This window comes from Xanthomonas sp. NCPPB 1754, from assembly GCF_041475725.2.
GTDB lineage: Bacteria > Pseudomonadota > Gammaproteobacteria > Xanthomonadales > Xanthomonadaceae > Xanthomonas > Xanthomonas euvesicatoria.
The window spans coordinates 1,970,832-1,985,674 of sequence record NZ_CM192982.1; the positions used below are offsets into that span (position 1 = coordinate 1,970,832).

A 14,843-nucleotide genomic window follows, 5' to 3' on the forward strand; every position below is an offset into this window, starting at 1 on the left:
GCCTAGTCACTGGGTCAGCCGTTTTATCCCGCAATCTCTTCCAGCGCCCGATTGCGCGTGCGCGGCCCGAACGCGGCAATCACGCTCGCCACGATCGACATGCTGAGCGCGATGAAGGCCAGCACCCCGTGGCTGCCAACCTGCGTCAGCAACCAGCCGATCAGCACGCTGCTCACCGCCGTGGAGAGGCGACTGAAGGAATAACAGAAGCCCACTGCACGTGCACGCAAGCCGGTCGGGAACAGCTCCGCCTGATAGCCGTGATAGGCAAAGCTCATCCAGGCGTTGCAGAACGCAACCATCGCCCCGCACAGCACCATGCCGACGGCCTGATGCTGCAACGCGAACAGCCCACCGAACAGAACAGCGCCCAGCGCCGATGCGGTGATCTGCCATTTGTTTTCCCAGCGCTGTGCAAAGCGCAGCAACAGCAATGGCGCCAGCGGGTAGGCCAAGGAGATCGCAAACGAGTACGCCAGGCTTTTGGTCACCCCGGCCCCGGTGCCCTGCGCCGAGATCAGCGCAGGCAACCAGTTGCCGAAACCGAAGAAGCCGATCGCCTGAAACACATGGAAGACCACCAACATCCCGATGCGCCCGCGATACGGCGCACGCCACAGCAGTGCGCTGGGCATTACACCGGCCGGCGCGGGTGTGGCCGCCTGCGGCGCGGGCAGTGGCGCACCCACATCGCGCGTGCAGCGCGCTTCCAGTTCGGTCACCACTGCATCGGCTTCTGCGTGCCGGCCGTGTGCGGCCAGCCAGCGCGCCGATTCCGGCAAGCGGCTGCGCAGCCACCAGATCGCCAGCGCAAACGCACCGCTGAGCAACACCACCCAACGCCAGCCGCTCACGCCCAGCGGCGCAGACGGCACCAACATCCACGCGGTCAGCGCGACCGTCGGAACCGCCAGAAATTGCACGAAAAATGCAAATGCGAACGCCGCGCTGCGCATGTGCCGCGGTACCAGTTCGGACAGATACGTATCGATGGTGACCAGTTCGATTCCCAACCCGATGCCGACCACACAGCGCAGCACGATCACACCGCTGGCCGTGCTCTGCAGACCCATCGCCACGGTCGCAGCGGTGTACCAGATCAAGGCGAAGGTAAACACCGGGCGACGCCCGAACCGGTCGGCAAACGGGCTCAATAGCGCGGCACCGACAAACAACCCAAGGAAGGTGGCCGCCGCGAATGCGGCTTGGTCGGACATGCCGAACGCGCCATCGGCGCCGCTGGCAAAAATGCCGTCGCCAATCAGCCCGGGGCTGATGTAGGCGGTCTGGAACAGGTCATACAACTCGAAGAACCCGCCCAGCGCCAGCAACCCCACCAGCCGCCACAGCGTGGCGCTGGCGGGTAACCGGTCGATCCGGGCGGCAATCTGCGCGGAAGGCGAGGGCTGTTCGGGGGGCGCTAAAACACTCGGAGACATGGGCAGGCAGGCGCAGGTAGGGCAGTCTCATCATAGCCAGCGTCCAGATGCCGCAGCGGGCACACTTCGTCGCGCGGTCAATGCGTTCGTCTGTGGCAAGAGGGCACTGGGCATCCAAGGTGCGCGCAGCCGACCAGGCAACAGCACTCTTCCTCATAATTGAATTGCGCCCGCACCGCTCCTTTTCAGCAGCAAGCTCAACAACGCCGCTGTCGCGAGTGGAACCAATCCCGTGCACCCCATGCGTTGTCCGACTGCTGGAATGCTGTAATCCCTCACGGCACCCAACAGGCCGCTGGCAATGCCGCCGGGCCAGCCCCATCTCTGGCATAACACTCTTTCCGGAGTCATTCGATGACCCCCATTTCCGTGCTCGATCTAGCGCCGGTCTGCGAAGGCAGCGACACCACCCACGCTTTCGCGAACATGCTCGATCTGGCCCAGCACGCCGAGCGTTGGGGCTATCAGCGCTACTGGCTGGCCGAACACCACAACATGCCAGGCATCGCCAGCGCCGCCACTGCCGTGCTGATCGGTCACGTCGCCGGCGGCACCAAGACCATCCGCGTGGGTGCCGGCGGCATCATGTTGCCCAACCACGCGCCGCTGCAGGTGGCCGAACAATTCGGCACCCTGGCCTCGTTGTATCCACAGCGTATCGACCTGGGCCTGGGCCGTGCGCCGGGCACCGATCAGCCCACCGCACGGGCCTTGCGCCGCTATTTCGACAGCGCCGATCATTTTCCGCAGGACGTGGCCGAACTGATGCGCTATTTCGCGCCGGCGGTGCCGGGGCAGCTGGTGCAGGCCGTGCCCGGCGCCGGGCTGGAGGTGCCGGTGTGGCTGCTGGGGTCGAGTCTGTTCAGCGCACGCCTTGCCGCCGCGATGGGGTTGTCGTTCGCGTTCGCCTCGCATTTCGCACCCGACGCGATGGACGACGCGGTGGCGATCTATCGCCGCGAATTCCGCCCATCCGCACAGCTGGCCAAGCCACACGTGATGCTGGCCCTGAATGTGGTGGCGGCCGAGACGCAGGCGCAGGCACGCCGTCTGTTCACCACTCAGCAGCAGAGCTTCGTCAATCTGCGCCGCGGCAAGCCGGGCAAGATCCCGCCGCCCATCGACGATATCGACAGCTTCTGGCAGCCGCATGAACGTGCCGGGGTGGAGCGTGCACTGGCTTGCACGGTACTCGGCGATGCCGAGCAGATTGCGCGCGGCGTGGCAGAGTTCATCGAGCGTCACACGCCCGACGAGCTGTTGTTCACCGCCAACATCTACGACCACGCCGCGCGTCTGCGTTCCTTCGAAATTGCCGCGGCCGCGTGCCGCGAGCTGGACGTGACCTTGGCGTGATTCACGTCGCTTTGCGCGGCGATCGGCTGTGATGCGTGCACATCCATTGGGAAGACCAGCATGCAACTTCAGCAACGCAGCGAGAGCATTAAGCAGTTGGCCGAGTTGATCCGCGGGGTGGACATCGCGATGTTCACCACCGTTTCGGTCGACGGCAAACTGGTGAGCCGGCCGCTGGGCACGCAGGAAGTCGAGTTCGATGGCGACCTGTGGTTCGCCACCGCCGCCGACAGCCCGAAAGTGGCGGAAATCGCCGCTGATCCGCGCGTCAACGTGGCCTATGCGTCGGCCTCGAAGAACACGTATGTCTCGGTAGCCGGCACCGCACGCGTGGTCCACGACCGCGCCAAGATCGAAGAGCTGTGGTCGCCGGCAATGAAGGTGTTCTTCCCCGGCGGCAAGGACGACCCGAACCTGCGCTTGATCCATGTGCGCGCCGAATCGGCCGAATACTGGGACGGCCCCAGCGGGCTGCTCGGCAAGGCGCTGTATTTCGTGATGACGGCGGTCACCGACGATACCGGCAGCCTGTCGGACAACCGCGTGGTCGATCTGAAATAACTGCGTCGCAAGCGACGCGCCGGACGCGCTGCGCTCAGCGCCAGGCGTCCGGCCACCAATCGCGAATCAGATCCACCAGCTGGTCGGAGGTGACCCCGAACACGGCCACCGAGATCAGCGCAGCTGCCCAGCCCACCAGCATCAGCGCACCGTCGCGCTCGAGCAGGGCCAGCGCGAACAGCAGCAGGATCAGGCCGAAGATGTAGTTGGTGAAGGGGATCGGCAGCGTCAGCAGGATGCCGACCAGCACCAGGAGCAAGCCGGTGAGGAGCTGCGCCGGCATCCGGTCCAGCATGCCATGCAACCGCGGTTTGAGCAGGCGATCCAGGCGTTGCAGCGTCGGTCCCAGTTTGGCCACGAAGCGCTGGCTGGTCCGACGGCGCGGCCCGCGTTCGCCGATGAAGCGCGGTACCCACGGCTTGCGCAGGCAGCACATCATCTGCAGCCCGATCAGGATGGTCAACGGTCCACTGATGCCACCGGCAACGCCGGGAATCGGAATGAACGAGGGCAGGATCGCAAGAAACAGAAACACGCCGAAGGCGCTTTGCTGCAGGTCGGCCAAGATCTCTCGAACGCGCAACACCTGGTCCGGATCACCTTCGCTGAAGGCTGCCAGCAGGCTGCGGATGCCTTCGTTGCGGTAGCGCATCTGCTCGCTGGCATCATCGTGCGGCGCACCGCCGTCACCCGACGATGTCATCGCTGTCCTCGTCGCCCACCCGGCTCAGCAGCAACTTGTCCACGCGCGCACCGTCCAGGTCGACGATCTCGATGCGCCAGCCGGCCCAATCGAAGAACTCGCCGGCCTGCGGAATGCGCCCGAAATAGTAAATGCACAAGCCCGCAAGCGTGTGGTAATCGCCCTCGTCGGCGTCGGGCAGTTCGGCACCGAGTACTTCGCGCAATTCTTCCACCGGCAGCGAACCGTCGATCAACAGCGAGCCGTCCGCGCGCGTGACCACCAGCGCGTCCTCGTCGGTATTTTCCACCGCCTGCAGGCGGCCGACCACTGCGCCCATCAGGTCGCTGATGGTCACCAATCCGCGGATTTCGCCGTATTCGTCCACCACCAGCGCCATCGACTGCTGTTCTTCGCGAAAGATTTCCAGCAGCTTCATCGCGTGCGTGGATTCGGACACGAACAAGGTGTCGCGCAGCGCCTGGAACAGGTGCGCGCCGTGGCCGTCCATGCGCGTGACCAGCGATTTGACTTCCAGCACCCCAGCAATGTCCTGGTCGCTGCCGCGGTACACCGGGTAGCGCGAAAATTCGTGCTCGCGCATGACCTGCAGATTGCGTTCCGGCTCGGCGTTGGCGTCCAGCCAGGCGATGCGGTTGCGCGGGGTCATCAGGCTGTCGGCGGTACGATCGCCCAGCCGCATCACGCGATTCATCATGTCGCGCTCGTGCGCGTCGATCACCCCGGCCTCGTGGCTTTCGGCCACCAGCATGCGGATCTCTTCTTCGGTCACCGAGGCCGACTCGTCCTTGCCCATGCCCAGCATGCGCAGGACCAGGCGGGTGGAGCGCGCCAGCACCCACACCCCGGGCGCGGCGATCTTGGCCAGCCAGGCCATCGGCACCGCGACAACGCCTGCGATGTCTTCGGAATTGCGCAGTGCCAGCCGCTTGGGCACCAGCTCGCCGAAGATCAGCGTCAGGAAGGTGATCAGCGCCACCGCCAGGGTGCTGCCGATCACCACCGAATACGGGCGCGGCTTGCCGACCAGTTCGAACGTGCCCGCCAAGGCCGGGAACACACCCTGCAGCCAGCTGGCGATGGCTTCGCCGATCGCCTCGCCGCCGAACACGCCGGTCAGGATGCCGATCAGGGTGATGCCGATCTGAACCGTGGACAGGAAGTTTTCGGGGCTTTCGGCCAGGGCCAGGGCCCGCGCGGCGCGCTTGCTGGAGCCGGCCATCTGCTTCAGGCGGCTCTTGCGCGAGGTCATCAACGACATCTCCGACATGGCGAAGAAGCCATTCAGCACGATCAGGGCGATGACGATCAAAAACTCAACCACGGGCGTCTTCCCCGGTTAGTGAAGGGGAGGGCGGGGGAGCACTGGGGCTACCGGCGGGCGCACAGGCCGGGCGGCAACACGGGGGGATAGGGTCGTCTTCCATAGGGTGCGCCCGAAGGCGCGGGGGCATGGTAGCAAACCACAGGGTGGTTCGAGCCGGGAAATGTCGATGTGAAGGCCGCTCCCGGCGCGAGATACCCAGAGAGGTCATGGAACGGTCATAATTCGCGTCTGGCGCCGTCTCTCCCTCGACGGCAGGAAGTTGTCCACCCATGTTCTCGTTGCAGACCATCTTCGGTTCCGGCAAGCAGTTCTATGCGCTTCTGAACGAAGCGGCGCAGGCCGCCTACGACAGCACCAGGGCGTTGCACGCCATGATGCGCGAGTCCGACCGCCAACCGGCGCTGGACGCCTTCAAGCTGGCCCGCCTGCGCGAACGCGCCGCCTCCGACAAGATCGGCCAGGCGCTGGTGGATAGCTTCATGACCCCGATCGAACGCGAAGACATCGAGGCGTTGGGCTCGGCGTTGTACAAGATTCCCAAGCAGGTCGAGAAATTCGCCGACCGCTACTCGCTGGCGACCAAGCACCTGGAACACATCGACTTCGCTCCGCGCGCCGCGATGCTGGAGCAGGCCGCCGCGGTGGTGGTGGAGATGGTGGCCGACCTGCCGCACATGAACATCGACCGCATGACCGCGCTCAACGACAAGCTGCGCATGCTCGAAAACGAAGCCGACCGGCTGATGCTGGAGCTGTATCGCGACATCTATTCCGGCCGGCTGGACACGTTGCAGATGTTCCTGCTCAAGGAGTTCTTCGAGATTCTGGAAAAGGCCATCGACCGCTGCCGCGAGGCCGGTGTGGTGGTCTACCAGATCGTGCTGAAGAACAGCTGAGGTCGCCGCGTGCTTACCTTAGTTCTGGTGGTGATCCTGGCCGCGTTGGTGTTCGAGTTCATCAACGGCTTCCACGACACCGCCAACTCCATCGCCACCGTGGTCGCCACCAAGGTGCTCTCGCCCGGTTGGGCGGTGATGCTGGCCGCCGGCATGAACCTGATCGGCGCGCTGACCGGCACCGCCGTGGCGCTGACGATTGCTTCCGGCCTGCTCAACACCAACGTGGTCGACGTCACTCCGCAGGTGATCCTGTGCGCCCTGCTGGGCGGCATCATCTGGAACCTGATCACCTGGTGGAAGGGCCTGCCGTCGTCGTCCTCGCATGCCTTGATCGGTGGCTTGTGCGGCGCCGGCCTGGCCGCGGCGCACAACAACTGGGACGCGCTGATCTGGTCGGAAAACATCGGCAACTGGGCCAAGAACAAGGGCCTGTTGTGGAAGGTGTTCGTCCCGATGATCACCTCGCCGATCGCCGGTTTCGTGCTCGGCATCGTAGTGATGGTGCTGCTGTGGGCGATCATCGCCGGCATGTCCAAACTCGGCGGCCCGATCGGGCGGCTGGCGCGTCCGCGCTGGGTCAATGCGTTCTTCGGCAAGGCGCAGATCGCCTCGGCCGCTTACATGGGCTACGCGCACGGCCACAACGACGCGCAGAAGACCATGGGCATCATCGCCATGACCCTGATCGGCGCGCAGTCGGCCGGTGCGCTGGACGATTTGCCGAGCTGGTTGTCGTTCCTGCATCCGGGCACCGGCCTTGCCGCCGGCGCCGGTATCCCGATGTGGATCGTGCTGACCTGCGCGGTGGTGATGGCCGCAGGGACGGCGTCGGGCGGCTGGAAGATCATCAAGACGCTCGGCCACAAGATGGTCAAGCTGCATCCCATCCACGGCTTTGCTGCAGAAACCAGCTCGGCGACGGTGCTCACCGTGGCGGCGCATTTCGGCATGCCGGTATCCACCACGCACAGCATTTCCACCGCCATCATGGGGGTGGGTTTTGCCAAGAACCCGCGTTCGCTGCGGTTGGGGGTGATCGAGCGCATCGTCTGGGCCTGGATTCTCACCATCCCGGCCGCTGGCGGCGTGGCGTATCTGATCCTGACGCTGTTCGAGCTGTTCGGCTGGACCTGAGCGATGCCGCGGTGCGCTCACGCACCGTCGGCAGACTGCGCCGCCGTTGCCGTATCGACCTGTTTGCGGCAGGTTGCCCGCATGCCATGAGTGAGACCCTTTCCCGATGATGCTTGCCCTGGTGTGCGTGTTGTTCGGGTTTGCCTGGTTGATCGACCGCCGCGGATTGCGGCGGTTCTCCCGCGTGCTGGGCCTGGCCAGCTTGCTGCTGGTGTTCGCGGTGGGCTGCGGTCCGTTGCCCTCCTGGATGCTGCAACACCTGCAACGCACCGGGGTCAACGATTTCAACGCGTGGGGCGCGCGCAACGTCATCGTGCTGCTGGGTGCCGGCACCGTGCGCCCGGAAGGCCGCGACGCGGTGGCCGAAGCCAATCTGTTCGCCTACGGCCGCATCGTCGAATCGGCACGGCTGTACTGGCAATGCCGGCACAGCGGGGGCGATTGCAAGATCGAGATCAGCGGCGGCGATGCACGCGGCCTGGGCCTGTCCGAAGCGGTGGTCTACCAGCGTGTCTTGCTGGGCCTGGGCATTCCGCGGGCAGATCTGATCATGGAGCCGTCGAGCATGAACACCTGGCAGAACGCGCAGTTCAGCCAGCCTTTGCTGCGCGCCTACCGGCCCGATCGCATTGCGCTGGTGTCCTCGGCCACGCATCTGCGTCGCGCCGAATTGTATTTCCGCCATTTCGGCATCGATGCCACACCGGTGCGCGCCGATTGGCTGACCGCCACCTGGTCGATCCTGCCGCAGAGCTACAACTTCACGCTGGCCGATGTGGCCCTGCACGAATACCTGGGCATTGCGCGCTATCAGGTCTACCAGTGGTTGGGGTGGAACGTGAAGGCTAGCGAGCCTGGTGCGTTGTGATTGGGGAGCCGGGATTTGGGATTGGGGATTGGTAACAGCTGGTGCGCTGCTAGATCTGCTTGGCTGATGTACTTGCGACGGTGCTTGCCAGTTCCAGATTGACGATGGCAACGCAGATGCGCGGCACTCGGAAACGATGGTGCTGCCCGACGGCTTGGTCGCCGGCCGCGTGTGCGGCCGGCGCTGGCTGCGCTCAGCGCGTTTCGTACATCGCCTTGACGTCGTCACGGAACGCGGCCTGGCTGTCGGGGCGGTTGTAGAACATGTGGCCGCCGGGATATTCGCGTACCTGCACGCGTTTGCTGTCGCTGCCCATGGCCGGCATCTGGTCCACCGTCAGGACCGAACCCATGAACGGGCAGGAGAGGTCGTTCCAGCCGTGCGCGATCAACACGCGCAGCTTCGGATCGATCGCCACCGACTGACGCAGCTGGGTCACTGCGCCTTTGCGAAGCTCGTCGTTCCAGTCCCAGAGCTTGTTCACGTCGTAGTTGAGCGCGCGATACTGCGCATCGATCTTCCAGCCGACCACGCGGGTGACGAAGTCCACCATTGCGGTGGTGGTGGGCGCAATGATGCTGTCCAGCAGCGGGTCGTTGGCGCGTTGTTCGGCATCGTTGGGAAACGGGTCGAAGGCGGTCACGTTGGAATCGTAACGGCTGCCCAATTCGCCCTTGTCACGAAACACTTCGCGCAGATAGGCCTGGGTTTCCAGGCGTCCACCGGAGCGCCGCACATATGCCGGGTCCAGCCCGGTCATGCGGGTGACCTGCTGCAGCATCGCTTCGGTGGCCTGCGGGTCGGTGCGTCCTTTCATCAGCGCCACCGCGTAATCGCCGCGGGTGTAGTCGATCACCTGGCGCATCGCGCTGTCGCTGAGCTGGCCCTGGCGCTCCAGGTGCGCAGCGGCGATCGAGGGAAGCGTCAGCATCCATGCCAGGGGCGACACATCGCCGTTGTCGTCCAGGGTCGGGTTGAGATACGGCGACACCAGCACCACGCCGTTCATCGCCACGCCTAGCTGCGTCTGCAGGTAATGGGTAATGCGCGGGCCGCGGAAGCCGCCATAGCTTTCGCCGACCAGATACTTGCGCGCCTGCAGGCGGCGGTTCTTGAGCAGCCAGTCGTAGATCACCCGCGAGAGATATTCCACATCCGCCTGCGGATTGTAGAACTGCTTCTTGGCATCGTCGTCGCCGATCAGCGCGCGGCTGAAGCCGGTGCCCACCGGGTCGATGAAGACCAGGTCGGTGAAGTCCAGCCACGTGCCCGGGTTGTCGCGCAGTGTGGCCGGTGCCGACGCACTGTCGCCCTCGGCGCCGAAACCGACGATCTTCGGCCCGATCGCGCCCATGTTGAGATACACCGATGCGGCGCCCGGCCCACCGTTCAAGGCGAAGGTCACCGGGCGGTCCTTGCCATCGACGGTATAGGCGGTGAATACCACTTCCCCCGTGGTCTTGCCTTGCGCATCGCGCACCGGCAACGTGCCGACCGTGGCGGTATAGCTCAGGTTGCGGCCAGCCACGCGTGTGCTCTGGCGCACGCTGGCGTCGGCCGGCAATGGCGCCTGTTTGGCGGCAGCGGCAGCGGCATCGGGTTTGGCATCGCTTTTATCGGTTTTGTCTGGCGCTTCGGCCAGCGCTGTCCCGCTGAACAGCACGCAGGCCAGCAGGCCGGCACGGAGAAAGAAGGGCATGGGCATCGACGTGGTTGCAGGGAAGCGCCGATGCTAGGCTGCTGCAGAGCCCGGTGGATGTGCAGGAAGGCATGGATGTCGCGCGGACCGAGGTGGTACGCAAAGGCAGGTGTGTGCGGCCCGCCGAAATGAGCGCCTATGCAAGGCGCTTCCTTCTCCCGTCGAGACATTGTCCCGCCTGATGCGGACGGTGCTCCGAAGGGGAATGAGGGTGCGGGCGAAGCCTCGTGCTACTCACTTCGCAAGTGCATACGCCCGCACCCAAACGCCGCGCTGCGCCCCGCCCGCGCTTGCGGCGCGGGCGCTCAAAGTCGCGCGCCGCTAGCACGCGCAGGCCGTGCCTTCTCGCCTCCACGGGAGAGGGGCTATCGGTTTCAGCACTCAGACTTCAAGCGAGGCCAGATCGCCCTTGGTCTCCAGCCACTGCTTGCGGTCGCTTGCGCGTTTTTTGGCCAGCAGCATGTCCATCAACGAACGCGTCTGCTCGCCGTCGTCGATGGTCAGCTGCACCAGTCGACGCGTGTCCGGGTGGATGGTGGATTCGCGCAGCTGCTGCGGATTCATTTCGCCCAGGCCCTTGAAGCGGGTGACGCTGATCTGGCCCTTCATCTTTTCGCGCGCGATCTTGTCCAGCAGCGTGGTCTTTTCTTCTTCGTCCAGCGCATAGAACACCTGCTTGCCCACATCGACACGGAACAAGGGCGGCATCGCCACGAACACGTGGCCGGCGGCCACTAGCGCGGGGAAATGCTGCAGGAACAGCGCCGTCAGCAGCGTGGCGATATGCAGGCCATCGGAGTCGGCGTCGGCCAGGATCACCACCTTGCCGTAGCGCAGCCCGGTGATGTCGTCCTTGCCCGGGTCGCAACCGATCGCGATCGCCAGGTTATGCACTTCCTCGGAGGCCAATACGCTGCCGGAAGCCACTTCCCAGGTGTTGAGGATCTTGCCGCGCAACGGCAGGATGGCCTGGAAATCCTTGTCGCGCGCCTGCTTGGCAGAGCCGCCGGCCGAATCGCCTTCGACCAGGAACAGTTCGGTACGCGACAGATCCTGGCTGATGCAATCGGCCAGCTTGCCGGGCAGGGCAGGGCCCTGGGTGACCTTCTTGCGGACGATCTGCTTTTCGGTCTTCAACCGTGCGCTGGCGCGATCGATGGCGATCTGCGCGATCTTCTCGCCGATCTCCACGTTCTGGTTGAGATACAGGCTGAAGGCATCGTGCGCAGCACCTTCGATGAAGCCGGCAGCCTGGCGCGAGGACAGGCGTTCCTTGGTCTGACCGGAAAACTGCGGATCGGTCATCTTCAGGCTGAGCACGAAGGTCACCCGGTCCCAGACATCTTCCGGTGCCAGCTTGACGCCGCGCGGCAGCAGATTGCGGAAATCGCAGAACTCGCGCAGCGCATCGGTCAGGCCCGAACGCAGGCCATTGACGTGGGTGCCATGCTGCGCGGTGGGGATCAGGTTGACGTAGCTTTCCTGCACCAGCTCGCCTTCCGGCACCCAGGCCGCGGCCCAGTCGACGATTTCGGTGTCTTTTTTCAGGCTACCGACGAACAGGTCGGCCGGCAGCAGCTCGTGCTCGGCCATCTCACCCTTCAGGTAATCGCGCAGGCCGTTTTCGAAATACCAGCTGTCCTGCTCGCCGGTTGCCTCGTCGTGCAATTTGACGGTCAGGCCGGGGCACAGCACCGCCTTGGCGCGCAGCAGGTGCCGCAACGCACGCACATTGAATTTGGGCGTATCGAAATACTTGGGGTCGGCCCAGAAACGCAGCCGCGTGCCGGTATTTTTCTTGCCGACGGTACCCACCACTTCCAGCTTGGACGCGGCGTTGCCATCGCGAAACTCCATGCGGTGCTCGCTGCCTTCGCGCTTGATGAACAGTTCGACCTTGGTCGATAGCGCGTTGACCACGCTTACGCCTACACCGTGCAAGCCACCGGAGAAGGTGTAGTTGCGGTTGCTGAACTTGCCGCCGGCATGCAGCCGGGTCAGGATCAGCTCCACGCCCGGAATCTTCTCTTCCGGATGGATGTCCACCGGCATGCCGCGGCCGTCGTCGGACACTTCGCAGCTACCGTCCTTGTACAGCGTGACTTCGACCTGCTTGGCGTGGCCGGCCAGCGCCTCGTCGACAGAGTTGTCGATCACTTCCTGCGCCAGATGGTTCGGGCGCGCGGTATCGGTATACATGCCGGGGCGGCGTTTGACCGGGTCCAGGCCCGACAGCACTTCAATATCGGCGGCGTTATAACGGGTGTTCATGCATCTCGTTGGCACGTGAAACGACGCGCAAGTGTGGGGGCTGAGCCGATTTTTTGCACGCGACCGGCGTTCAGTGGGGGGCCGGGCAGCATTGGCTACCCTGGCGTTGGTTTCGCAATCAAACGTCCCCACCTGAGGATGTCACCGAAGCCAAAGAGGACGCCATGAAGTTCAAGCACATCCTGATGCTCACCCTCGGTGCGGCCGCAGTCGCAGCGCTTCCCGCCATGGCCCAGGCCGCTCCGCAGCAGACCGGACAGGGCGCCGCAGCTCAAAAGGCCGATGACGCGAAGGCCAAGACCGAAGCCGAACGCAAGGCCGAACGCCGCGCTGCCGCCGCTGCGCAGAAGCCCAAGGCCGACAGCGCCCCGCGCGAGGAAGAGGAAGAAGAAAAGCCTGCACGCTGATCGCGCGGCCTAGCGGCCAGGTGCCACCGACGCCCCGGCATTGCCGGGGCGTTCGCTTTTGGGGCAGCTATGTAAGACCACGCAGCATTCGCCCTGTTGGCGTAGCCGGTGCCTGGGGCTGGCATGTAACGCGCATGCATTCCGGCCCCCGCAGAGAGCCCGCAATCGCCTGGCCACTGCCCGTCATGTCTGCCAGCCGCTCAGGCCTGCACGACATGCACTGTTTCAACGTGTGATGACCTCGTCGTCACGCAACCCTTGGGCATTCGCCCATCACCCGCTAAACTATGGCTTTCCGGGAGGCTTCAAGCCCCATGACCCCCCTGATTTTCGTTACCGGCGGCGTAGTGTCCTCGCTAGGCAAGGGCATTGCCGCCGCTTCGCTTGCGTCCATTCTTGAAGCGCGTGGCCTGAAGGTCACGATGATGAAGCTGGACCCGTACATCAACGTGGACCCGGGCACGATGAGCCCGTTCCAGCATGGCGAGGTCTACGTCACCGACGACGGTGCCGAAACCGACCTGGATCTGGGTCACTACGAGCGTTATGTACGCACGCGCCTGTCGCGCAAGAATTCGGTGACCACCGGCCGCATCTACGAGAACGTGATCCGCAAGGAGCGTCGTGGCGATTATCTGGGCGCCACCGTGCAGGTGATTCCGCATATTACCGACGAGATCCGCCGCTGCATCGACGAGGCCACCGCCGGGTTCGATGTCGCGTTGATCGAAATCGGCGGTACCGTCGGCGACATCGAATCGCTGCCGTTCCTGGAAGCGATTCGCCAGGTGCGCACCGAGCGCGGCGCCGAAAAGGCCATGTTCATGCATCTCACGCTGGTGCCGTACATCGCGGCGGCCGGTGAGCTGAAGACCAAGCCGACCCAGCATTCGGTCAAGGAACTGCGCTCGATCGGCATCCAGCCGGACGTGCTGCTGTGCCGGTCCGAGCAGGCAGTGCCGGATTCGGAGCGCCGCAAGATCGCGCTGTTCACCAACGTCTCCGAGCGTGCGGTGATCAGCTGCCCGGATATCGACGTGCTGTACGGCATGCCGCTGGAATTGCTGCGCCAAGGCCTGGACGAACTGGTCATCGAGCAGTTCAAGCTGCGCGACAAGGTCGCCGCGGCCGACCTGTCCGAATGGGCGGCGGTGGTGGATGCGGTCAAGCATCCGCTGGACGAGGTCAACATCGCCGTGGTCGGCAAGTACGTCGATCACCAGGACGCCTACAAGTCGGTGGCAGAAGCGCTGCGTCACGGTGGCCTGCGTCAGCGCACCAAGGTCAACCTGAAGTGGCTGGAAGCGCAGGATCTGGAGGGCAGCGACATGTCTGCCTTGCAAGACATCGACGGCATCCTGGTGCCGGGCGGTTTCGGCGACCGCGGTTTCGAAGGCAAGGTGCAGACCTCCAAGTTCGCGCGTGAGCACAAGGTGCCATATTTCGGTATCTGCTACGGCATGCAGGCGGCCGTGGTGGACTATGCCCGCCACGTCGCCGACCTGGATGCAGCCAACAGCACCGAGAACGATCGCCAGTCGCCGCACCCGGTGATCGGCCTGATCACCGAATGGCGCACCGCCACCGGTGAAGTCGAAAAGCGCGACGAAAAATCCGACCTGGGCGGCACCATGCGTCTGGGCCTGCAGGAGCAGCGCCTGAAGCCCGGTACGCTGGCGCGCGAGGTCTATGGCAAGGATGTGGTGGCCGAGCGGCACCGTCACCGTTACGAGTTCAACAACCGCTATCGCACGCAGTTGGAAGACGCCGGTCTCGTGATCTCCGGCAAGTCGATGGACGACACCCTGGTGGAAGTGGTGGAGCTGCCGCGCGACACGCACCCGTGGTTTTTGGCCTGCCAGGCGCATCCGGAATTCCTGTCCACCCCGCGCGACGGCCATCCGCTGTTCATCGGCTTCGTGCGTGCGGCGCGCGAGAAGAAGGCTGGCGGCAAGTTGCTCAAAGAAGCGCGTGCGTGAGTTCCTTCTCCCATCGGGACCTCGGTCCCCTTCATGGGAGAAGGTGCCCCGTAGGGCGGATGAGAGGGGCACCGCAACGCACTGGAAGATGGCAGCTGTGATGAACGCGTCGCCCCGCGCCAACCAGGGCAAACCATCTGGCCTTACAAGCGCTTGCAACCCGTACCCTCACCCCAACCCCTCTCCCGACGGGAGAGGGG

The 14,843-nt window shown here is 64.6% G+C and carries 12 protein-coding genes; 7 read left to right on the top strand and 5 right to left on the bottom strand.

Annotated features, from left to right (window positions below; genetic code table 11):
• Positions 1-23 precede the first annotated feature (23 nt).
• Positions 24-1,439: an MFS transporter gene (locus ACCQ15_RS08770; RefSeq protein ID WP_014089966.1), complete on the bottom strand. Its 1,416-nt coding sequence runs from the start codon at positions 1,437-1,439 to the stop codon at positions 24-26.
• A gap of 354 nt (positions 1,440-1,793) precedes the next feature.
• On the opposite strand from ACCQ15_RS08770, the gene ACCQ15_RS08775 reads away from it, so the two are divergent.
• Entirely contained in the window at positions 1,794-2,795 is a 1,002-nt protein-coding gene (locus ACCQ15_RS08775; protein ID WP_008574989.1) for an LLM class flavin-dependent oxidoreductase, read from the top strand.
• Positions 2,796-2,855: 60 nt separating this feature from the next.
• Positions 2,856-3,356 carry a pyridoxamine 5'-phosphate oxidase family protein gene (locus ACCQ15_RS08780; RefSeq protein WP_029819203.1) on the top strand — a complete coding sequence of 167 codons (501 nt, stop codon included), beginning with the start codon at positions 2,856-2,858 and terminating at the stop codon, positions 3,354-3,356.
• Between the two features lie 34 nt (positions 3,357-3,390).
• On the opposite strand, the gene ACCQ15_RS08785 is transcribed toward ACCQ15_RS08780, so the two are convergent.
• Together ACCQ15_RS08785 and ACCQ15_RS08790 are read right to left on the bottom strand one after the other, a co-directional pair.
• Positions 3,391-4,059 carry an exopolysaccharide biosynthesis protein gene (locus tag ACCQ15_RS08785; protein ID WP_014089969.1) on the bottom strand — a complete coding sequence of 223 codons (669 nt, stop codon included), beginning with the start codon at positions 4,057-4,059 and terminating at the stop codon, positions 3,391-3,393.
• The gene (locus ACCQ15_RS08790; RefSeq protein ID WP_008571220.1) at positions 4,043-5,383 is read right to left on the bottom strand and encodes a hemolysin family protein; all 1,341 of its coding nucleotides are present in this window, start codon (positions 5,381-5,383) and stop codon (positions 4,043-4,045) included. Before ACCQ15_RS08790 ends, ACCQ15_RS08785 begins: the two co-directional genes overlap by 17 nt.
• 272 nt (positions 5,384-5,655) lie before the next feature.
• Between ACCQ15_RS08790 and ACCQ15_RS08795 the strand changes: the two genes are divergently transcribed.
• From ACCQ15_RS08795 to ACCQ15_RS08805, 3 genes are all read left to right on the top strand, one after another.
• Positions 5,656-6,282, top strand: coding sequence for a DUF47 domain-containing protein (locus ACCQ15_RS08795; protein WP_008571222.1), 627 nt, complete (start codon positions 5,656-5,658; stop codon positions 6,280-6,282).
• Between the two features lie 9 nt (positions 6,283-6,291).
• On the top strand, positions 6,292-7,419 hold the full coding sequence (locus ACCQ15_RS08800) for an inorganic phosphate transporter (RefSeq protein WP_008571223.1): 1,128 nt from the start codon (positions 6,292-6,294) through the stop codon (positions 7,417-7,419).
• 106 nt (positions 7,420-7,525) lie between these two features.
• A complete protein-coding gene (locus ACCQ15_RS08805) occupies positions 7,526-8,287 on the top strand; it encodes a YdcF family protein (protein WP_008571224.1) in 762 nt (253 codons plus the stop codon).
• 193 nt (positions 8,288-8,480) lie between these two features.
• On the opposite strand, the gene ACCQ15_RS08810 is transcribed toward ACCQ15_RS08805, so the two are convergent.
• Together ACCQ15_RS08810 and parE are read right to left on the bottom strand one after the other, a co-directional pair.
• Positions 8,481-9,986, bottom strand: coding sequence for a S10 family peptidase (locus ACCQ15_RS08810; protein WP_014089971.1), 1,506 nt, complete (start codon positions 9,984-9,986; stop codon positions 8,481-8,483).
• A 381-nt stretch (positions 9,987-10,367) separates the two neighbouring features.
• Positions 10,368-12,257, bottom strand: coding sequence for a DNA topoisomerase IV subunit B (gene parE, locus ACCQ15_RS08815; RefSeq protein WP_003481816.1), 1,890 nt, complete (start codon positions 12,255-12,257; stop codon positions 10,368-10,370).
• A 164-nt stretch (positions 12,258-12,421) separates the two neighbouring features.
• On the opposite strand from parE, the gene ACCQ15_RS08820 reads away from it, so the two are divergent.
• Both ACCQ15_RS08820 and pyrG read left to right on the top strand, forming a co-directional pair.
• Positions 12,422-12,664 carry a hypothetical protein gene (locus ACCQ15_RS08820; protein WP_008571226.1) on the top strand — a complete coding sequence of 81 codons (243 nt, stop codon included), beginning with the start codon at positions 12,422-12,424 and terminating at the stop codon, positions 12,662-12,664.
• A gap of 314 nt (positions 12,665-12,978) precedes the next feature.
• Entirely contained in the window at positions 12,979-14,643 is a 1,665-nt protein-coding gene (gene pyrG / locus ACCQ15_RS08825; protein WP_008571227.1) for a CTP synthase, read from the top strand.
• Positions 14,644-14,843: the final 200 nt, after the last annotated feature.

What these genes read in the sequence shown, in the direction of transcription:
- ACCQ15_RS08770 (WP_014089966.1), bottom strand. Translation starts at nt 1,439, where the DNA reads ATGTCTCCGAGTGTTTTAGCGCCCCCCGAACAGCCCTCGCCTTCCGCG.
- ACCQ15_RS08775 (WP_008574989.1), top strand. Translation starts at nt 1,794, where the DNA reads ATGACCCCCATTTCCGTGCTCGATCTAGCGCCGGTCTGCGAAGGCAGC.
- ACCQ15_RS08780 (WP_029819203.1), top strand. Translation starts at nt 2,856, where the DNA reads ATGCAACTTCAGCAACGCAGCGAGAGCATTAAGCAGTTGGCCGAGTTG.
- ACCQ15_RS08785 (WP_014089969.1), bottom strand. Translation starts at nt 4,059, where the DNA reads ATGACATCGTCGGGTGACGGCGGTGCGCCGCACGATGATGCCAGCGAG.
- ACCQ15_RS08795 (WP_008571222.1), top strand. Translation starts at nt 5,656, where the DNA reads ATGTTCTCGTTGCAGACCATCTTCGGTTCCGGCAAGCAGTTCTATGCG.
- ACCQ15_RS08805 (WP_008571224.1), top strand. Translation starts at nt 7,526, where the DNA reads ATGATGCTTGCCCTGGTGTGCGTGTTGTTCGGGTTTGCCTGGTTGATC.
- ACCQ15_RS08810 (WP_014089971.1), bottom strand. Translation starts at nt 9,986, where the DNA reads ATGCCCTTCTTTCTCCGTGCCGGCCTGCTGGCCTGCGTGCTGTTCAGC.
- parE (WP_003481816.1), bottom strand. Translation starts at nt 12,257, where the DNA reads ATGAACACCCGTTATAACGCCGCCGATATTGAAGTGCTGTCGGGCCTG.
- ACCQ15_RS08820 (WP_008571226.1), top strand. Translation starts at nt 12,422, where the DNA reads ATGAAGTTCAAGCACATCCTGATGCTCACCCTCGGTGCGGCCGCAGTC.
- pyrG (WP_008571227.1), top strand. Translation starts at nt 12,979, where the DNA reads ATGACCCCCCTGATTTTCGTTACCGGCGGCGTAGTGTCCTCGCTAGGC.